Here is an 18,588-nt window from a genome sequence, read left to right as displayed (position 1 = left end):
GCTACAACACTACTTTAGATTTATGACGTTTTCAGCAGCAACAATTGCCCAGCTGGCCGGTGGCCGTGTTGAAGGCAACGCACAGGCAGCCGTAAGTGGCTTTGGCAAAATTGAAGAAGCCCAGGCCGGACAGTTAGCTTTTTTAGCCAACCCCAAATACGAAGAATACCTCTATACCACGCAGGCATCTGTTGTCATCGTGAATGAATCGCTGGAGCTGAAGCAGGCCGTGCAGGCTACCCTCATACGGGTGCCCGATGCGTACAGTGCTTTTGCTGCGCTGCTGAGCCAGTACGAAGCCATGCAACGCCAAATGCTGAGTGGCCGCGAAGAACCTTCTTTTGTACACGATACCGCCACCATGGGTAACGACGTGTACATTGGTGCATTTGCCTACATCGGCAAGAATGTTCGCATTGGCAACAACGTGAAAATTTACCCGCAGGTATTTATTGGTGATGATGTAACCATTGGCGACAACACTGTGCTGAACCCCGGCGTAAAAGTGTATCACCGCTGTGTGCTGGGTAAAAACGTGATTGTGCATGCAGGCACCGTCATTGGCAGCGATGGTTTTGGCTTTGCCCCACAAGCTGATGGTACCTTTAAGAAAGTGCCCCAAATGGGTAATGTGGTGTTGGAAGACGATGTGGAAGTGGGCAGCAACAGCACCATCGACCGGGCTACCATTGGCAGCACCATGGTGCATGCCGGTGCTAAAATTGACAACCTCGTACAAATAGCTCACAACGTAGAAATTGGCAGCCACACCGTGATAGCGGCGCAAACCGGCATTAGCGGTAGTACCAAAGTGGGCAAGGGCGTAATGATTGGCGGACAAGTGGGCATTGTGGGCCACATCAAAATTGGTGATGGTGCCAAAATCAACGCACAAAGCGGGGTGAGCAAATCGCTGGACAATGGTAAGGCTGTGACCGGCTCACCTGCTTACGATTATACCTCCGCCCTGCGCAGCCAGGCTGTGAGCCGCCGCCTGCCCGAACTGGAAAAGAAAGTGAAAGAACTGGAAGCCGCTATTGCTGCATTGAAAGCAGGCGGATAGTTTTTACTCTTTCTTTTACATCAAGAAATTAAAGCAAAATGAAATACATCACTCATTCACACAGAAATGGGCAAATAATTTTTCAAGACCCAAGCTATAAAGACATTTGGGACAATATACATTATGTAATAACCAGCATAACAGATGAAGATTTAATAATACAGCATAACAAATATGTTGGCAAAATGAGTTTGTCTCATGCTATAAATCACTTACTAAAAGAACGGTTTATTTCTGAAGGCTGGATTCCAGAGTCTCCAATTTTCCAAAATGATAATTATCAAGGTGATAAATGGAGACTTGACTTTGCAAAAGCACCAGTATCAATTGAAGTAGGATTTAATCATGGTGAAGCAATTTCATGGAATTTGCTTAAGCCTGTAATGGCAAGTGAGCTAAACCATATTAGTAAAGCAATTCAAACTGAACTTGCTGTAGTAATTACTGCAACAAGTGAGCTAAAGCAAGCAGGAGCATTCGATAGTGCCGTTGGCGAATTTGAAAAATATCTTGATTACCTTCTACCAATGCAAAATCAGCTTACAACTCCAATGGTATTGATTGGACTGCTTCCACCTGAAGGCTTTATCATTGAGAAGATAAAAGACCCAATTACTAAAAGACATTCGGGTGTTGTCAAACGAATTCAATAGTGTAACTCAAATCTATTTTAATCGATTAAAGATTCAATTTGATTCTTTAATCGAACGTTTGCAACTTCTTGAACTTTTTCGTTAAGAGCAATTCCAATTTTTTCAATAACACCAACAACTAAAGCATTACCCATAAAGAATGCTCTTTTTGAATTTGATATGCCATCCAATTTAGTATGATTATCAGGAAACATATTTAGTCTTTCTAGCTCAATAGGTGAAAGTCTTCTAAACCCTTTAATAGTTTTAATAACGTGTTTGAATCTAGAGGGAGATGCTCCACCTTCGCCCGTTATTATAGTTCTTGAAGGTCTGTCTAACGGATCAGGAAAAACCATTCCTCCTTCACTATACTTATATTCATGACCGTCAGCATTAATACGTACCTGATTTTTAGGTCCTTTAAGAATACGCCATTTTTGCAAATCACATTCGTCAATATAAAACTCGTCAGTTACTTCCCCATTAAGAATTATATCTCCTAGAACCGTTGAATTGCCATTAAATACAGGAGAAGATTTTAATGTCGTTACAACTCCATTTATAAAAAGTCCAGAGTTTTCAAAAATTGATTCCCCACCATCAATATTGAATTTAGACGATATGTCCACAATATCTTCTTTTAGTTCAAATTCTTTTGGGAATAACGTTTGAACCGAAGTAATAGGAAATGCTGTAGCAAGCGTACCATCATATAGTATCCAATCCAGTGGGCGTTGTTTTTTAATGGAATTGTAAATTGAAGTTGACTTTAAATACGCTAAAATGAAAATCCTTCTTCTTCTTTGTGGCATTCCATAATCCGCTGCGTTTATTATCCTCCACTCAACTGCATACCCCAAGTCACCTAAGCTCTTTAATATTATTGCGAAATCTCTGCCACGTTGATTTGATGGTGAATTAATGAGTCTATCAACATTTTCAAGGAATACATATTTTGGCTTATTAAGTTTCTCACTCAGAATTTTATGTATTGACCACCAAAGAACTCCTTTTTTTCCGATCAAACCTTTTGAGTTTTTGAGAGTAGTTGCAACAGAATAATCTTGACATGGAAAGCCACCAACAAGTAAGTCATGATCTGGAATTTCACTTACATCAACAGTCGATATATCCTTATTACAATGTCCCTCTTTTCCAAATCGATGTTCATAAACATAAGATGCATGTTGGGCTTTTGTAGATGGCTCCCATTGATTGCTCCAAATGACTTCATAGGTTTGCTTTAAATTTTTTGTATATCCAGAGCAAGCTGATTTATTTCTCCAACCTTCTAGACCTAATCTAAATCCACCAACTCCCGCAAAAAGCTCAACAACTCTAATTTTTTTTCCCATCGTAATTAGATTTTAAATATTCAACTTTATCCTCTGCTACTCTGAAAGTATCAATATCAATATCCTCTGATAAAATTTTAAAAGCTAGTTGGTCACTAATCAGCTCTTTTATCAATTCTTTCTCATTTATTTTAAAAAATGCAGCTAACTGCTTAATCTGTTCCTTCGTTGGGTGTCTTTCATTTCTCTCGATTTTACCTAGAAGTGATGTGTCTATTCCCGTATGCATTCCAACTTCTCTTAGTGAAAGTTTCGCTACCTCTCTTTCAGACCTGAGTTGTTCACCAACGGTTGCTATTTTTTTCTTTGAATATGCCATTTGGGACAATATTTGTCCAAACATAAAATGAAATTTGCAATACAACAAGTGTCCTTTAAACCTTTTTTCTATACCTGTTAGAAAGTATAATGAACCTGAAGCATGTAGTTGTTTGCTGAATCAAAAATTCTCCGTAGCCAGTGTGTTCCCTCCTTTGCCTCGGTGTTAAAAACTTCTTGCTCCTTGTGCCTCCTTGGCGCCTTTGTGGTTACCTCCCCCTCGCCGCTCCAATTTTCTCCTAAAACTGTACAGCACCATCAGTTGCGGGCCATGCGTGTTATCTTTAGCCTCTTATGCAGCCCGATTTTGCACACGAAATACAATACCAGTTTAGCCGCAGCGGTGGCAAGGGTGGTCAAAACGTGAACAAGGTTGAAACAGCGGTGACCGGCTTTTGGTCGGTGGCCAACTCTGCTGTGCTCAGCGATGCCCAGCGGCAGTTGCTGTTGCAAAAACTGGCGCACCGGCTCACGGCCGAGCAAGTGCTGCATGTAAAAGCACAAACGCACCGCACCCAGCTGTCCAACAAAGCCGAAGTGCTGCGCAAAATGCAGGAGCTGGTGGCGAAAGCTTTGACGCCGAAGAAAGCAAGGATTGCCACCAAGCCCGGCAAGGCGGCAAAAGAAAAACGCATGGCGGGCAAAAAGCAGCGCAGCGATATTAAAAAGAGTCGGGGTAAAGTGAGCTTCACCGATTAACACACATGCCGTATGAAACAACTTGCTTCACTCTTTTTGCTAACAATACTTGTAGCCCTGGGTTGCCGAAAAAAATCGGACACTGCGGCTACTGATGTTCCGGTAAGCATCAGCATACAACATGCAGCCGGTGCAGCACCCTTGCAATTGGGCACACAGGTGACCATTGCCTCCGGCGATCCGGTCACCATTAATGTGTTCAAATATTATCTCTCCAACTTTTCGGTGGTGTACGACAATAATGAAGAGCAACAAATACCGGACAGCTATTTTCTGGTAGATGAAGCCAATGCAGCATCCAAATCATTTAGCATACCTGTAAAAGCCGGTCAGGTAAAAACCTTACGCTTTTGGATTGGTGTAGACAGTACCCGCAATGTAAGCGGCGTTCAAACCGGAGCGTTGGACCCTGCCAATGGTATGTTTTGGACCTGGAATAGCGGCTACATTTTTGCCAAGCTCGAAGGCCGTTCGTTTGTGAGCACGGCGCCGCTGCAAGCGGTTACTTACCACATTGGCGGTTTCCGTACCGGGCAAAATGCATTGCGGCAGGTGAGCATTCCATTCAGTTCATCTTTACCTATTACCACCGGCAGTCGCTTCAATATCATTTTGCAGGCCGATGCACTCAAATGGTTTACCGGTGCCGCAAATATTTCCATTGCAACCGAAAGCACCACCATGGAGCCGGGTGCTCTGGCGTTGAAAATAGCCAACAACTACGCCAACATGTTTTCACTCAAAGAAGTGCAGTATTAAATGCGGCGATGGTTTTACATAGCAAGCATGGGGCTGTTGCTACTGGCAGGTTGTAAAAAAAACGATCCCAATGCCGTGAAGCCAGTAACGCCTGTCAGCTTTACGCAACCGGCGGGCTGGCCACAACCTGTGTACAATTTTGCCGACAATCCACTCACAGAGCAAGGTATTGCACTTGGTAAAAAATTGTTTTACGATGGCCGCCTCAGCAAAGACGGACAGTTTCCCTGCGCCAGTTGCCACCAGCAAGATGCAGCTTTTGGCACTTTTGCCCACGACCTGAGCCATGGCTTCAACAACAGCCATACGCTCCGCAATGCGCCACCCTTGCAAAACCTGGCCTGGTACAGCGAGTTTCATCATGATGGTGGCATTACCCACCTCGATTTACAACCGCTGGCGCCCATTACCAACCCGGTAGAAATGGCCGAAACCATCGACAATGTGCTGAACAAACTGCGGGCCGATGCAGTGTATCGCAGCATGTTTACAGCAGCATTTGGTAGTGAAGAGATCAACACCAAACGCATGACGCAGGCTCTCAGCCAGTTTATGCTTACCATGGTAAGTGCCAATAGCAAATACGATAAAGTAATGCGTGGTGAAGCGACGTTCAACCTGCCTGAAAGTTTGGGCTACGATATCTTCAAACAGAAATGTGCCAGCTGCCACAAGGAGCCCTTGTTTACCGACCTCAGCTATCGCAACACCGGCATACCGATGGATGCCGTGCTGCAAGACAAAGGCCGGATGCGTATTACCCAAAACCCGGCCGATAGCCTCAAGTTTCGGGTGCCTTCGTTGCGCAACATAATGGTGAGCAGCTACTACGGGCACGATGGCCGTTTTTTTGATGTGTACCAAGTGCTGGAGCACTACAACAGCGGCATTATCAACGGGCCCACCACCGACCCGCTGGTGAAAAATAAAATACCCCTTTCCAATTTTGAAAAGGGGCAGTTGGTAGCCTTTTTATCCGCACTAACGGACTCTGCCTTTCTGAAAAACAAAAAGCTGGCGCAGCCTTAATGCATCAGTTGCCAGTGCCGGGCTTTTTAACTTCCATCTCAGCCAGTTTCTTCTTTTCTTCTTCTATCATTTTGCTGGTTGCTTCCTGGTCTTTCTGGTTTTGGGTCATGTCTTTTTGCAGCTGATCCATTTTCTTTTTCATGGAGGCATAATCATTCTGAAGGTCTTTCAGTTTGCGTTCGGTTTTGGCCACCACGTCTTGCTGTACACTCAGCAGTCGGTTGAATTCTTTAGCCACCACATGTTCATTGAGTTCGGCCAACAAAGTACCTGCGCCGGTAACCATGGCAACGGCTGCCGGATTGATGCTGCCTTTATCTACTTTTTTGTCAGGAATTTTGCCGGGCTCACTGGTGATGCTGTACACGGTGGACTTGTCTTTTTCCTGACGGCTTTTGGTTTCTACCAAAATGAGTAAATCAACCGGTTGGCCGTTGTTCACATTTGTCAACCGCACATTTCGATACACCATAAAACCCTTGCGGCTATCTGGCTTGTAGCCGAGAGATTGCATGTATGATTTAATCGCATCTTGTACTACATCGGTTGCCGCATCGTAATCAGTAACACTGCAAGGATATTCGACACCATTGAATGCTACCTGACCAGTACGGGTGGGATGCGCTGGTGTAATGGCAGCATCCACCGGATCTTGTGCATATACAGTACAGGCCAGCAAAATGGCCATTACAAAAGAGAATTGCTTTTTCATAGTTGTAGGTTTTTTGTGTGTTGCAAGCAGCAGTATTCAACGGCTACTCCGTTAAAAATAAACATATTTACCGGTGGCCCGCAGGTTTGGCATCAGCATTGCTACACAGTTCGATAAATTGCACCAAAAACAGACCAATTGGGTAGTGTAAAAAAATTAGCCGGACAAACTTTATGGTATGGGGTTCCCACCATTGCTACCCGATTCTTGGGCTATCTCTTGTCCATCTTTTTGTTCCGATGGTATGGGCCTACACAAACAGCTGATATCACACAGGTGTATGCCCTCATTCCGTTTCTCAACATCCTGTTTACCTACGGATTGGAAACTGCGTACTTCCGATTTGTGCAGCATACCGAAGAAAAACGCTTGTTCAATACATTGAGCGTTTCCATCATTAGCAGCACCATTGTGTTTTCCATTATGCTGCTGTTGTTTACCGAGCCCTTGGCCCGCTTCACTTCGCTGGAAACAAAGCCCGAGTACTTCCGGTGGATGGTGTACATCCTGTTTTTCGATACACTCTCTGCCATTCCTTTTGCAAGGCTGCGTCACCAGGAGCGGCCCCGCAAGTATGCGTTTGTAAAAGTGATGAACATCAGCCTCACGGTGTTGCTGAGTTTTTATTTCCTGCGGTTTTGTCCGCTGCGCTATGCACAAGACCCCAACGATTCATTGCTCTTGTTTTACAACCCCTCCTTTGGTATTGGCTATTACATTGTGGCCAATGCCATCGCCAGTGCCATTTCACTCCTGCTGCTGTGGGAAGAATGGAAGGCGCTGCGCATTGAGTTTGATGCGAAACTCTGGAAGCAGGTAATGCTGTACGCTTATCCTCTGATTATTGTGGGCTTTGGCGGCATGATCAATGAAATGCTGAGCCGGTTGGTGTACAGTCATGTGCTCGATTTACCTATTGAAGAAGAAAAAAGACAACTCGGCATTTTTGGTGCCAGCTACAAAGTGGCCGTGCTCATCACCATGTTTATTCAGGTGTTTAAAATGGCGGCCGAACCTTTCTTTTTCAAACAAAGTACCGGCGATAACGCAGCACGTACTTATGCCCGGGTAATGAAGTTTTTTGTAATGGCCTGCAGCCTCATGTGGCTGGGCATTGCATTGGGTTTGCCACTCATTACACGCATCGCCTACGGCGAAAACTTTGCCGCCTACAACGAAGGCTCGGCCATCATTCCCATATTGGCCATGGCCAGTGTGTTCCTCGGCATTTATTACAACCTCAGTATTTGGTACAAACTCACCAACAAAACCTGGACCGGTGCATGGATTACATTGGGCGGTGCTTTGGTAACGGTGTTGCTCAACGTGTGGTGGATTCCGCTGTTTGGCTACACCGGTAGTGCGTGGGCAACTTTTATTTGCTACGCCGCCATGATGCTGGTCAGCTACCGCATGGGGCAGCGGTATTATCCTGTGCCCTATGCCTGGAAAAAATACGCTGCCTATTTGTTGATTGCTGTTGGTTTGTATGTATTGCAAAACTGGGGCATTAACCCATTCATCTCTTCACTATGGGGCAAAGGATTGATAGCTGCTGCGCTGTTTGCGGGCTATGCGGTTTTCATGGCCAAAGTAGAAAAGAAAGAGTTGGTGAAGCTGCCGCTGATTGGCCGCTTTGTGGCTAAACTGTAGCCCTTTCCAGGTATTGTTTTAGCTGCGGTAATACTTGCTGCCAGCCGGTTTCAACAGCTGCGGCGTAGGCTTGCCATTCGGCAGTGTTTGCAGCAAACGGACCATGATGAATGTGCAGTAATGTATGGCCCGATTGTGGTGTACATTCTATCAGTAAATCCACCGGGCCTAATGGGTTTGCTTTTTCAAAATCGTATTGCCACATATTACGCAATTGCAAAAACAAACCCGGTTCATACTGTTGAATTTCGCCACTACTGATGTATTGAAAACGCCCATCCTCATGCCGCCATTGCCAGCTGATATAGCCGGCTGCAACATCAGCAAAAGTGTGACACCCATACCACCAGGCTTGTGTATGTTGGGTATGTAAAAATGCCAGCAATACTTCGGTGCTGCTTCTTTCAATAATGATTTGCGCCTTTACCATCATGCCGTAAATGTAAGATGATTGTTCAGTGCTACATTTACCGCCACAGCATGGCTACTCCTCCACAAAAAATAGATGTAATACTGGATATACTGCGCATCACGGTGCGTACATTTCCGCATTCGCCGTTTGCGGCCAGCTTGCTACAGCAGTATCAGGAGCGAGGCTTTCTTACCCGCAAGCAACTAGAAGGCCTGATGCACAAAGCATCGAAGGTGCACAACATGCCCGAAGGCAAACTGGCTACCCTGCAAGCCATCATTCAAAAGATGCCGGTGCGCCAAAAATCGGAAGCACCTGTATCGGCACCCATTCATGAAGAAAGCCTGCCCGTTCGTATTGTAATTGCCAGCATTTTGGAAAAATATCCGGCACACAAGCGGGTGTTGCTCTTCAAAGCCAAATACGACACGCATACACCGCTTACCAAACTTGAACTCGATGAGTTGTTGCGTTTTTACAAACTGCTGGTGCTAAAAGACAGTAAGCCATGATGCATTTTTTGGTAGCTTGCCCGCTATAATCAACCAACCATATGAAACGCATTGTTGCTTTATTTGCCCTGCTTGCTATGATGATTAGCTGGCTGCCCGTACAAAAAAAGAAAGTTGTTTTTTTCGGTGATTCCATTACGCAAATGGGTGTAAACAATGGTGGCTATATATGGCGCATGCAGCAAATGCTGGAGCAGAAAAAACTGAGCAGCCAGTATGAATTGATTGGTGCCGGCATTGGCGGCAACAAAGTGTACGACCTGTACCTGCGCATGGAATCCGATGTGCTTGATAAAAATCCCGACATCGTTTTCATTTACATTGGCGTGAATGATATATGGCACAAAGCCACCAGCCAAACCGGCACTGACTTTGATAAGTTTGGCAAGTTTTATACCGCCATCATCAACAAGCTGAAGGCCAAAAACATTGAAGTAATTCTGGTGACGCCGGCAGGCATTGGTGAGCTCAAAGGCAATGCCAATCCACAGGATGCCGATTTGAACAAATACTCAGATGCCATTCGTCAACTGGCAAATACCCATCAATTGAAGCTGGTAGACCTTCGTGCATTTTGGCAATCATACAACGAAGCCAACAACCCCAACAATCAGGAAAAAGGCCAGCTCAGCTACGACCGTGTACACCTGAATGACACGGGTAACCAGCTGGTTGCCGAAGCCATGCTGAAAGCATTGGGTTTGTAAATATTGTTATTGTCTTTTTTTCACCTGCAGTTCCTCCCACGCAGTAGTGCCATCGTTTTCCCGCACAAATACGTGTTCGGTACTTTCACCCAGCACTATTTCGGCCGTGGTATACACGTGGCATTCATGCAGCAAATGCCCACCGGTAGTAATGCCCGCTTCATTGCTGATGCTGAGGTGTAAATGCGAACCATGTATGCTGCAAGTACCCACAAGACTTACAATTTCAAAATGTCCGTTCTTCTTTTCGCCCTTCGATTGATCGGCCATGCGTAGATGATACTGGGTAAGACTGCCTACACAGGTCATCACAAAGGCAGCCTTCAGTTGATGCTGCTGCACATATGCTTCAATGCCGGCCCGAAGGTCTTCGCCGGGCTTCAATCGAAAGGGGTGAATTTGTAACATAAACGGGACACATTTTAAAGATAGATGCCGGGGCAAGCTACAGCTGAAAAAGCAGACATTTCGTAAAGCCCCAAACAAAGCTTGTTCAGTTGTTTTCACAAAGATATTTCTGCTGAAAAAAAGCGGTCGCTATTCAACATAGCGACCGCTTTGGTAAGCATTACTTACGTGGCTATTGTCGTATCAAGCTTCCATTCACTTTTAAGGTTGAGCCATTGCGGATGACCAAAAACGCACCTGAAGAAATGGTTTGCGAACCACTTAAAGTGCACTCTCCATTTTGAATGACGATATAATCGCCTGTAGGCAAAGTTGAAGGTGGCAGCTGATTGTTTTGCCAGTTGCCCGGATTGTTCCAATCTCCCCAACCAGTAAATGTGTACATCTTGGGCAGGGTAGAAAAGTTCACATTGATGTTGCGGGCAGTGTCGTAAATCGATTGTACCGTTACAGCTGTGCCAGGAGAAAACAGCGACTGATTATAATAGGCTTGTCCTTGTCCATTTTCCAAATTGAATTGCACACTATAGTTGCCTGGCGGTACTGTAAGATAATAAATGGCATTGTTATTGTCATGCCAAGTTTCATAAAGCGGAGTTGTAGGATTGTTGTAATCAAATACAACAATGTTGCCTCTTGCAGGCACACCATCTTTGATAAAAGTACCTGTAATAACACCACCTCTGTACAACACTGCATTTATGTTTCTGATGGTATCTGCGCCCAACGTAACCTGAACCAAATCGGTCATCCAGCCAATGTACTTTTGATTGTAATAGGTTTGAATATATCCCTGAGTATTTTCGTTGCTACCAAACCGTACTACATAAGTACCAGTATCTACACTGATGTAATACCGACCATCGCCATCAGTTAAGCCATCATAGCCATTGCCGCCACCATTCGGGTAAATTTGCACATCCATATTTGGTATCGGATTGTTTAATGCATTCGTTACTCTACCCGTAATGATTTTACCAGCCCGCAGGGTAAAATTGACGTTGTACAAATTACCGTTGAGAACGTACTGCGCATCGTTTGGTGTGGCTATCAATCCATTTAACTGGCTGTTGAACGCATCTATGGGAATACGTAAATTGACATTGGTACCAGCCGTTAGATTGGTGGTAATGGTATAATACCCCGTCGAGTTGGTCAATGCATAAAACTCTCCATTGTTTTGTGTCTGTAAAGACACGGCTACATTGGCTTTCCCTAATCCATCTTGCGTTACTCTACCACTTACACTATATGTGGGCTTCATGAGTGCTGTTTCCTGATAAGTAGAAGTAACTGATTCGGAGCCAGACGTTACTTTGAATACATAATAAGACACAGGGAAGTACATGCCTGCAATGGTAGAAGTTAAGGTACCATTTGCGGTAGCATCATCATCGCCCGGGCCCTGGTCGCCACCGGGTACACCATCCCGCTGCGGAAAACCAACAAACATAAAATCTGTACCAGGATCAATAAAGCCGTTGGCGTTGACATCAATCCATAATTCGTTGTTTATTACAGCGCCGTTAGCCAATCCGGTAACGGTCCAGTTAAAGGGAGCACCCTGTACTACTGAAGCACCATTTGCCTGCCCGTTTACCGTTAAGGTAATGCTGGCGTAGCTATTTGGTTTTGCCCAAAAAAGGAAGAAAAAAGTTGCAATACTGCCAGCAAAAATGTGCCGGGCTTTACCATTGTCGTTCTCATTTCAGTCGTTTTATTTCACCAGGAAATAAACCTGAATATCCCTTAAGAACAAATGCAGATAAGGAGGTAATCAAGTCTGTTGTAAGACACTATAAATATATTAAAACTTTTGCAGGTATAAGACAGCAAACCTCATGTTTACGGGCTTGTAGTACAACTACTACAAAGTAAAATCTCATTTTTTCCCGAACACTATTTACCAGCGATTACAACGGGAAATAGTAAATACTCAGGCGGCGTTTATTTGCAAGCAATTCATTAAGGAAATTCACATCTCATTGATGTGAAATAACACCTCATTTATGCAACAAAAGTACAAGCGGGATGGAATAGTTGATTGAAAGGCAGTAGAGAAACCAATACCCAAAAACAGTAACAATTCCATTAGTTTGCAAATGGAGATGTCTTGTACAAAGTCAGCTTGAAAAGAGACGATACCAGCAAGCGTTCAATCAGCCGCATACCTCAATAATTATACATGCTTCAACTTGGTAATACGTTGGCCAACCCCGTTTGGCATGCTCTCGGCACTGTGCAGCAGCACCTGAATGCCGGTAGCCAACAGCTTCGGTTTTTTGCACCAGATGTAGCCCCGTTTGCAGGTATGGAAAACTGGGATGCAGCAGCACTGCATCATTTTGAAATAAACATTCCCACACAGCGGCGCATGTACCTCATGCAAGAAACGCCAGTCATCATTCCTCCTTCTTTACAGGTTCATTTTACGGTGCCTTTGTACCAGATGATTTGTGTGGAATTTCAACCTGCCTTTCAAGAACACGCATTGGAACCACTTACCGAGGTGCACATACCACAAATGCTGGAACTAACGGCCCTCACCAAGCCGGGTCCTTTTGTTGCGCAAACCATACAGTTTGGCGGATATGTTGGTGTGTTTGACGGGGACCAACTCATAGCCATGGGCGGCGAAAGATTGAAAGTACCGGGCTACACAGAAGTGAGTGCCATTTGCACCCATCCCGAATATCGTGGCAGGCAACTGGCCAGGCATATTTTATCACATGTCAGTCAACAAATTATTCATCGTGGTGAGGTGCCATTTTTGCACAGCCTTACTACCAACGAACCAGCACTCAAAGTGTATCAGCAACTCGGCTACCGCCTCAACAGAAATATCTTTTTTGCAATTGTAGAAAAACAGACCACCTAAAATCGCCAAAAGAAACGGGCTACAAAAAAGGGTCGTACACATTTGTACGACCCTTTTTCTTTTCGCTCCCCCTGCTGGACTTGAACCAGCGACCCTCTGATTAACAGTCATAAAAACAGCCCGAAACAGCAATAAACAATTATTACAAAAAATAACGTAAGTAATTGTTTGTCAATTTATTATTTCATAAAATACTACTTTTTTCTTATGGATATTACGGGTAATTTAATTAAATTTGTGTCGGAGCCGTGTCGGAATGGCTTCCTCGCAAACCCAATTACCCATGTCTCATTCCGCTGCCACCACCGCCATTTTCATTGACCAGTATCACCCAAGAGCAAACGGTACCTGTGCGGTTTCCATCCGCATCACCCACGACCGGAAGAAGAAGTATTACCCAACACCGTTCGCCCTTACTCCTGATGACTACAAAAAGGTGATGGGTGAGAAACCCCGGGAACCCTACAAAGGCATACGGCTGAAGTTGAACGAGCTGGAACAGAAAGCCGCCAGAGTTATCGCCGAGCTTCCCCTTTTCACCTGGGCTGCTTTTGAAAAAGCGTATTTGCAAAACCGTGCTGCAAAAGATGCCCTGGACACAGCATTCCAGGACTACGCAGATGAGCTGCGGGCTGCCGGCCGTATTGGTACAGCTGTGTCCTATGAATGCGCCAAGAAAAGCCTGGCTGCCTATTCGCCAAATGCGAGGTTTGCCGACGTAACCCCTCAGTTCCTCCATAACTATGAGAAGTGGATGGCGAAGGAAGGAAACAGCATCACCACCGTAGGCATTTACCTCCGCTCCCTGCGGACCATCTTCAATAATGCCATTGCTGAGGGCTTGCTTTCCAAAGACCTCTATCCGTTCGGAAAGCGGCGCTACGAAATCCCAACCAAGCAAAAACGTGAAGAAGGCACTCACCATCGATGATATCTCCAAGATATTCTACCACCAACTGCCAAAAGACTCTACCGCTGAAATGTGCCGTGACTACTGGATGTTCATGTACATGGCCAATGGCATCAACGTAAAGGACATGTGCCTGCTGAAATACAGCAATGTAGATGGCAATACAATCTCCTTCATCAGAGCCAAAACCGCCAGAACAAAACGCATTGTTGAACCCATCCGGATTGTATTGAATGACGAGCTAAAGTCAATCATTGCCAAATGGGGCAACGAACCCGACCCCAAGAAGTTTATTTTCCCCGTGCTGGAAGATGGCCAAGACCTCGAAAGACAGCGGAACCTGATACAACAACTCACACACCTGATCAACGACCACATGAAAGCCATTGCAGCAGACCTCGGAATAGAACGTTCAGTCACTACTTATTTTGCCCGGCACTCATTTGCCACCATCCTACAGCGAAGTGGTGCCAACGTTTCTTTCATTAGTGAAGCCATTGGCCACAGTAGTATTCGTACCACTCAGCAATACCTTGCCGGTTTTGAAGATGAGGCAAAAATGGAAGCCCTGAAAGCCCTGACGGCATTTAAACAACAAACAGATTGAGCATTACCTACTTTTAGATTGCTATATTCAACTTCGGATATTTGCTTAATGCTCATTCAAAGCCCTCATTCATGTTTAAAATCAATCCAGATTTCTGCTATGACAATCCCCTTTCTTTCTATTTCGATGCATCCAATTTTCCCAATCAAGAACTAATGAACGAGTGTTACTCGTTCCTGGAGTCAGCTTTATATATAAATGAATTAGAGCGTCCAAAGTTCCTTAATGCAGTTTGGTTCCAATGCGAATTGATTATGAATAGCCATAGCTTTCCTGATACATTTAGCATTTACTTTGACAAACTGCAAATGGATATTCGTCACCAGCACAGCATGTTGGGTTTTGTTTTGAAATGGTTTGGTGGTTATCCTTGCGGCAGCCATATGGGCAAATACGAAGCAGCATTAAAAATCGTTGAAGAGAAATTTCTATCTCTTTATCCGAACGAATCAACCCCTGAAAAAGATTTCTGTCTTATTGATCAAAACCATCCCCATGATATCATGCATGTGTCGGCAGGTCAACCAGCCGACACAATTCGTCCGATACAAAAAGGAAGCTCATTTGCTCATCGCATCGCAATCAATTTTGGCGACCTGCCAAAATTTATAATTCAGAAAGCAATCTATGGCAGGTTCGAATATAGTCGTCTTTTAGATATTGAGTCCTACTCCAAGTGGCGCTATGAGTACATGGAGTTCCTCAAAACTATTCCAAAACAATATCGTTTGACTACTATTAAAAAGGGGATTGAGTATGGTGGAAAAGTCCTTAAATACCACCAGGCAAGTTGTAGAAACTCTGGTTTGTGCCCGCTGGAAGAAAGCCTGACAAGGCGTATCTCAATAGCAGAAGATCTTCTGGAAAAATCACTTTTATCAAATGAAGATGATATTTCGGAACAACAATCTTCATCAATTACTTCGAAAGAGTTTACCCTTGCCCGACAAGTTCTTGCAACGAATTACTTACTGGATTATGCTGGCGTTAAAAACGTAGATATAACTGCAAAAGCAAAATTTATACAATTCCTAACGGGCAAACAATTGGGCGCAAAATCCATTCATAATACAGAAATCTACAAAAAGCTTCGTAACCCATTTCCTGCTAATGAAGCAGCCCTAACAAAAGACCTACAATTCATCAGAAAATACTTTGAGGAGCTCGGCCTCACCCCCATTTTAGCCAAAATCAACAAGGAATTGGGTAGTAAAGAGTAAGATTTCGGGTACCCCAAAGCACCCACCCAAGGGCATATTTGAGCAAAAGCTTTGTCGTGTAAAAGCGATAAAAGCATGGAAAATGTAATTCTAACCCAGTTGTCGGTTCCCCAGGTTCGGGAGCTGTTTCGAGAAGAACTCGAATCATTCTTTTCCCAGGCATCAGTAAAAACGGAATCGTCCAACCAACAAGAAGACCGCTGGTTCGACCTCTCCGAGCTTTGCACCTACCTGCCCGACAAACCCGCAAAACCCACCGTTTATGCCTGGGTCAATCAGCGGTTGATTCCTTATCACAAGGGTGGCAAGAAACTTCGTTTCCTCAAATCCGAAATTGATGCCTGGCTGAAATCCGGCCGGCAGCAGACAATGGCAGAAATGGCCAACAGCGCAAATCAGTTTCTTAGGTCCAACAAAAAGAAAAGTGGAGGGCCCAAATGATGAACCACTCCACTTCGCAGGTATTTTCTGATTTGCAGCATGAAAATACACCAGTAATAGCCTCCTTTCAGGACAGTGCCAATTTAAACCAGCTTTGCCGGGAAATCCAGATGCCTGCCAATGTCAGGCAATTATTCGAAACACAAAGGCAGCTCAGGGAAAAGGTGGTATCCAAGTTGACTGCTCCTCAACCTATTCTCTTCCAGGGCGATCAGGCCATTCTATTCCCGAATACCATTATGGTTGTCCAGGGTCAATCCGGGGTGCATAAGAGCAGAGTGGCAGAACATATCTGCTCCACATTCATCAGCCAGCGCCCACAGGTAAGTCATTTGGGTTTCCAGTGCTCCAAAGAAGAGTCATTTCATGTAATCCTTGCAGATACTGAACGCAACCTGGACTATCAGTTGCCTCATGCCATTCAGCAAATCCTTCACTTCGCGGGTATCCAGGCTGCGAATCCTGAATCACTGCCGTCAAATTTTGACTTTATAAGTCTGCTTGAAATCCCCAGGGATGAAAGGTTCGCTTCATTGGAACAGTACATCACTGAAAAACGGGCTACAATTAGCGGCCACCTGTTAGTCGTCCTTGACGTGGTGACTGATTGCGTGAAAGACTTCAATCGACCAGAGCATTCCTTGGAGCTCATTGACCTAATGAATAGAATGATCAACAAATCAAAATGCTCCTTCATTTGCGTAATTCACGAAAACCCAGGCTCCGAAAAAGCCCGAGGCCATCTAGGCACTGAAATAATGAACAAGGCCTCCACTGTCCTCCAGGTAGGTTTCATGAAACAGGACAACAAGCTGACTGATGTCATTGAGATCAAATTCCTGAAATGCCGGAGCACGAAGCGGCCTGACAGTCTTTTCGCCCGATACAAGGACGAAATCAAAACAATAGCACTGATTCCAGAAGATGAACTGGCGGACTATCGGCAGCTATCAGCCAAAGTTTCCGCAATCGATGAAACTGTCAGTGTCTTGGAGGAATGTTTTACCGAAAGACAAACTATTCCCTATCAGGAACTCATTCAGCATGTGGAATCAACATTGTGCGTCAGAAAGGACGCTGCCAGAAAACGTCTGGAAGATGTATGCCGGAAGGAGCGCCCCATTTGCATTCAGCACCTTACCTATAAGCTGGTAAAGAAAAAGACAGAAACCGGCCCAGCCTATACCATTATCCCGCTGACATAGGCCTTTCATTCCCGGCAAATCCGGCATGGAAATCCGGAAACGGCATATATGCACATTTCCATTTCCATCCACCTCTTATATCATGGAAATCCTTTTGGAAATCCGGAAATCCTCCATTCCAAATTATAGTCATGTCAATACTCAATGTAGATGTCAGCTGGTTCCATTCATACATGGACCCCAAGCCTGCAGGTGAAATATCGCTGCTGCAATGGCTAACCGGTAGCCAATACCAAGCCTACAGTTGAAGCCATCCGCATGATCAAAGACAAGGCAGAGCGGGATACAAAAAAAGCCTTGCTGCCGGCAATTACCCCAAGTGGCACTTTCAGCCATCGTTCCGATCAATCAATGCTGAAACACAGCGGATTTATCTGCCTCGACATCGACCACAAAGACAATTGTAACCTTCAAAACTTCTTTGAGCTCAAGTCTGAATTGTCCAAGATAAAACAGGTTGCTTACTGCGGCCTGTCAGTCAGTGGCGAAGGATACTTTGTATTAATACCGGTTGCCTATCCAGAAAAGCATCATTTGCATTTTCAGGCACTATTACAGCTTTTTACCAATTTCAATATTCGGCTGGATCAGAAATGTGGCAACCTCTCCCGCCTCCGGGGCTATTCCTGGGACCCAGAGGCATACTTCAACCATGCAGCAATTCCATTTACAGGACTCCCAAAACCGATGGCGCCTGCCCCCAACAAACCATTTTCATCCTACGCAAAGCACCAGGGTAATAACCAAGTATTGGTGGAAATCATACTGAAGCACATCGAATCTCATTGCCTGGATATCACCGCTGATTACAATGTCTGGTTCTCAATTGGATGCAATCTGGCCAGCAGCTTCGGCCATGCTGGCCGCTCCTATTATCACCGCCTTAGCCAGTTTCATTCCGCCTACAAACCCTCAGAAACTGACAGAAAGTTTGATGAGTGCCTTAAAAAGGCTGTTACCAGCCAAGCCTCTCTGGGCACCTTGATCAATATTGCGAAGTCCCTAGGCATCATGGCAAATTACAGCCCCTAAATTTCGGCAACTTAAAAATAAACTTGCCAAAGT

Annotated in this window: 20 protein-coding genes and 1 pseudogene; 15 read left to right on the top strand and 6 right to left on the bottom strand. The window is 44.8% G+C overall.

Going from position 1 to position 18,588, the window contains the following annotated elements:
- The first annotated feature begins 22 nt into the window (after positions 1-22).
- The gene (lpxD, locus tag GLV81_RS00200) at positions 23-1,063 is read left to right on the top strand and encodes a UDP-3-O-(3-hydroxymyristoyl)glucosamine N-acyltransferase (RefSeq protein ID WP_157475860.1); all 1,041 of its coding nucleotides are present in this window, start codon (positions 23-25) and stop codon (positions 1,061-1,063) included.
- A gap of 38 nt (positions 1,064-1,101) precedes the next feature.
- Positions 1,102-1,716, top strand: coding sequence for a BglII/BstYI family type II restriction endonuclease (locus GLV81_RS00195; protein WP_157475858.1), 615 nt, complete (start codon positions 1,102-1,104; stop codon positions 1,714-1,716).
- A gap of 17 nt (positions 1,717-1,733) precedes the next feature.
- Here the strand turns inward: GLV81_RS00195 and dcm are convergent, their stop codons facing one another.
- Both dcm and GLV81_RS00185 read right to left on the bottom strand, forming a co-directional pair.
- Entirely contained in the window at positions 1,734-3,053 is a 1,320-nt protein-coding gene (gene dcm, locus GLV81_RS00190) for a DNA (cytosine-5-)-methyltransferase (RefSeq protein WP_157475856.1), read from the bottom strand.
- Entirely contained in the window at positions 3,037-3,396 is a 360-nt protein-coding gene (locus tag GLV81_RS00185) for a helix-turn-helix domain-containing protein (protein ID WP_157475854.1), read from the bottom strand. The genes dcm and GLV81_RS00185 overlap by 17 nt, the downstream gene beginning before the upstream one ends.
- Positions 3,397-3,665: 269 nt before the next feature.
- Between GLV81_RS00185 and arfB the strand changes: the two are divergent.
- The 3 genes and pseudogenes from arfB to GLV81_RS00170 all read left to right on the top strand — a co-directional run.
- Positions 3,666-4,070 (top strand): annotated as a pseudogene (gene arfB / locus GLV81_RS00180) (alternative ribosome rescue aminoacyl-tRNA hydrolase ArfB); the annotation flags it as partial.
- 12 nt (positions 4,071-4,082) lie between these two features.
- A complete protein-coding gene (locus GLV81_RS00175) occupies positions 4,083-4,829 on the top strand; it encodes an MbnP family protein (RefSeq protein ID WP_157475850.1) in 747 nt (248 codons plus the stop codon).
- 27 nt (positions 4,830-4,856) lie between these two features.
- Positions 4,857-5,858, top strand: coding sequence for a cytochrome-c peroxidase (locus GLV81_RS00170; protein WP_246186138.1), 1,002 nt, complete (start codon positions 4,857-4,859; stop codon positions 5,856-5,858).
- Between the two features lie 4 nt (positions 5,859-5,862).
- Here the strand turns inward: GLV81_RS00170 and GLV81_RS00165 are convergent, their stop codons facing one another.
- Positions 5,863-6,570 carry a coiled-coil domain-containing protein gene (locus GLV81_RS00165; RefSeq protein WP_157475846.1) on the bottom strand — a complete coding sequence of 236 codons (708 nt, stop codon included), beginning with the start codon at positions 6,568-6,570 and terminating at the stop codon, positions 5,863-5,865.
- Positions 6,571-6,708: 138 nt separating this feature from the next.
- Between GLV81_RS00165 and GLV81_RS00160 the strand changes: the two genes are divergently transcribed.
- A complete protein-coding gene (locus GLV81_RS00160) occupies positions 6,709-8,223 on the top strand; it encodes a lipopolysaccharide biosynthesis protein (RefSeq protein WP_157475844.1) in 1,515 nt (504 codons plus the stop codon).
- Here the strand turns inward: GLV81_RS00160 and GLV81_RS00155 are convergent.
- Entirely contained in the window at positions 8,213-8,656 is a 444-nt protein-coding gene (locus tag GLV81_RS00155) for an SRPBCC domain-containing protein (protein WP_157475841.1), read from the bottom strand. The two genes, GLV81_RS00160 and GLV81_RS00155, sit on opposite strands and share 11 nt — an antisense overlap.
- 14 nt (positions 8,657-8,670) lie before the next feature.
- Here GLV81_RS00155 and GLV81_RS00150 point away from each other — a divergent pair, with 14 nt between their 5' ends.
- Together GLV81_RS00150 and GLV81_RS00145 are read left to right on the top strand one after the other, a co-directional pair.
- Positions 8,671-9,147, top strand: a complete 477-nt coding sequence (locus GLV81_RS00150; RefSeq protein WP_197428792.1) for a hypothetical protein — start codon at positions 8,671-8,673, stop codon at positions 9,145-9,147.
- Between the two features lie 41 nt (positions 9,148-9,188).
- Positions 9,189-9,854: an SGNH/GDSL hydrolase family protein gene (locus GLV81_RS00145; RefSeq protein ID WP_157475837.1), complete on the top strand. Its 666-nt coding sequence runs from the start codon at positions 9,189-9,191 to the stop codon at positions 9,852-9,854.
- A gap of 6 nt (positions 9,855-9,860) precedes the next feature.
- Here GLV81_RS00145 and GLV81_RS00140 read toward each other — a convergent pair whose 3' ends face one another.
- Both GLV81_RS00140 and GLV81_RS00135 read right to left on the bottom strand, forming a co-directional pair.
- Positions 9,861-10,262 (bottom strand): PPC domain-containing DNA-binding protein, encoded by a 402-nt coding sequence (locus tag GLV81_RS00140; RefSeq protein ID WP_157475835.1) that lies wholly within the window; start codon positions 10,260-10,262, stop codon positions 9,861-9,863.
- Positions 10,263-10,434: 172 nt separating this feature from the next.
- Positions 10,435-11,796 carry a carboxypeptidase-like regulatory domain-containing protein gene (locus tag GLV81_RS00135; RefSeq protein WP_157475833.1) on the bottom strand — a complete coding sequence of 454 codons (1,362 nt, stop codon included), beginning with the start codon at positions 11,794-11,796 and terminating at the stop codon, positions 10,435-10,437.
- A 651-nt stretch (positions 11,797-12,447) separates the two neighbouring features.
- On the opposite strand from GLV81_RS00135, the gene GLV81_RS00130 reads away from it, so the two are divergent.
- From GLV81_RS00130 to GLV81_RS00100, 7 genes are all read left to right on the top strand, one after another.
- A complete protein-coding gene (locus tag GLV81_RS00130; protein WP_157475831.1) occupies positions 12,448-13,140 on the top strand; it encodes a GNAT family N-acetyltransferase in 693 nt (230 codons plus the stop codon).
- 283 nt (positions 13,141-13,423) lie between these two features.
- Positions 13,424-14,071 carry a phage integrase SAM-like domain and Arm DNA-binding domain-containing protein gene (locus GLV81_RS00125; protein ID WP_197428791.1) on the top strand — a complete coding sequence of 216 codons (648 nt, stop codon included), beginning with the start codon at positions 13,424-13,426 and terminating at the stop codon, positions 14,069-14,071.
- Positions 14,046-14,657 carry a tyrosine-type recombinase/integrase gene (locus GLV81_RS00120; protein WP_197428790.1) on the top strand — a complete coding sequence of 204 codons (612 nt, stop codon included), beginning with the start codon at positions 14,046-14,048 and terminating at the stop codon, positions 14,655-14,657. Before GLV81_RS00125 ends, GLV81_RS00120 begins: the two co-directional genes overlap by 26 nt.
- A 71-nt stretch (positions 14,658-14,728) precedes the next feature.
- Positions 14,729-15,877 (top strand): hypothetical protein, encoded by a 1,149-nt coding sequence (locus GLV81_RS00115; protein WP_157475825.1) that lies wholly within the window; start codon positions 14,729-14,731, stop codon positions 15,875-15,877.
- Positions 15,878-15,952: 75 nt separating this feature from the next.
- On the top strand, positions 15,953-16,318 hold the full coding sequence (gene mads1, locus GLV81_RS00110; RefSeq protein ID WP_157475823.1) for a methylation-associated defense system helix-turn-helix domain-containing protein MAD1: 366 nt from the start codon (positions 15,953-15,955) through the stop codon (positions 16,316-16,318).
- Complete coding sequence (locus GLV81_RS00105; RefSeq protein WP_157475821.1) at positions 16,315-17,523, top strand: hypothetical protein; 1,209 nt, start codon at positions 16,315-16,317, stop codon at positions 17,521-17,523. The genes mads1 and GLV81_RS00105 overlap by 4 nt, the downstream gene beginning before the upstream one ends.
- Before the next feature lie 258 nt (positions 17,524-17,781).
- Positions 17,782-18,555 carry a BT4734/BF3469 family protein gene (locus GLV81_RS00100; RefSeq protein WP_157475819.1) on the top strand — a complete coding sequence of 258 codons (774 nt, stop codon included), beginning with the start codon at positions 17,782-17,784 and terminating at the stop codon, positions 18,553-18,555.
- Positions 18,556-18,588 lie beyond the last annotated feature (33 nt).

Origin of the sequence: Phnomibacter ginsenosidimutans (genome assembly GCF_009740285.1) — a bacterium.
Taxonomy (GTDB): domain Bacteria; phylum Bacteroidota; class Bacteroidia; order Chitinophagales; family Chitinophagaceae; genus Phnomibacter; species Phnomibacter ginsenosidimutans.
This window is presented reverse-complemented; position numbering and strand designations above follow the sequence as displayed.

Coding starts and splice junctions, on each gene's coding strand:
- lpxD (WP_157475860.1), top strand. CDS start 23: ATGACGTTTTCAGCAGCAACAATTGCCCAGCTGGCCGGTGGCCGTGTT.
- GLV81_RS00195 (WP_157475858.1), top strand. CDS start 1,102: ATGAAATACATCACTCATTCACACAGAAATGGGCAAATAATTTTTCAA.
- dcm (WP_157475856.1), bottom strand. CDS start 3,053: ATGGGAAAAAAAATTAGAGTTGTTGAGCTTTTTGCGGGAGTTGGTGGA.
- GLV81_RS00185 (WP_157475854.1), bottom strand. CDS start 3,396: ATGTTTGGACAAATATTGTCCCAAATGGCATATTCAAAGAAAAAAATA.
- GLV81_RS00175 (WP_157475850.1), top strand. CDS start 4,083: ATGAAACAACTTGCTTCACTCTTTTTGCTAACAATACTTGTAGCCCTG.
- GLV81_RS00170 (WP_246186138.1), top strand. CDS start 4,857: ATGGGGCTGTTGCTACTGGCAGGTTGTAAAAAAAACGATCCCAATGCC.
- GLV81_RS00165 (WP_157475846.1), bottom strand. CDS start 6,570: ATGAAAAAGCAATTCTCTTTTGTAATGGCCATTTTGCTGGCCTGTACT.
- GLV81_RS00155 (WP_157475841.1), bottom strand. CDS start 8,656: ATGATGGTAAAGGCGCAAATCATTATTGAAAGAAGCAGCACCGAAGTA.
- GLV81_RS00150 (WP_197428792.1), top strand. CDS start 8,671: ATGATTGTTCAGTGCTACATTTACCGCCACAGCATGGCTACTCCTCCA.
- GLV81_RS00145 (WP_157475837.1), top strand. CDS start 9,189: ATGAAACGCATTGTTGCTTTATTTGCCCTGCTTGCTATGATGATTAGC.
- GLV81_RS00140 (WP_157475835.1), bottom strand. CDS start 10,262: ATGTTACAAATTCACCCCTTTCGATTGAAGCCCGGCGAAGACCTTCGG.
- GLV81_RS00130 (WP_157475831.1), top strand. CDS start 12,448: ATGCTTCAACTTGGTAATACGTTGGCCAACCCCGTTTGGCATGCTCTC.
- GLV81_RS00125 (WP_197428791.1), top strand. CDS start 13,424: ATGTCTCATTCCGCTGCCACCACCGCCATTTTCATTGACCAGTATCAC.
- GLV81_RS00115 (WP_157475825.1), top strand. CDS start 14,729: ATGTTTAAAATCAATCCAGATTTCTGCTATGACAATCCCCTTTCTTTC.
- mads1 (WP_157475823.1), top strand. CDS start 15,953: ATGGAAAATGTAATTCTAACCCAGTTGTCGGTTCCCCAGGTTCGGGAG.
- GLV81_RS00105 (WP_157475821.1), top strand. CDS start 16,315: ATGATGAACCACTCCACTTCGCAGGTATTTTCTGATTTGCAGCATGAA.
- GLV81_RS00100 (WP_157475819.1), top strand. CDS start 17,782: ATGATCAAAGACAAGGCAGAGCGGGATACAAAAAAAGCCTTGCTGCCG.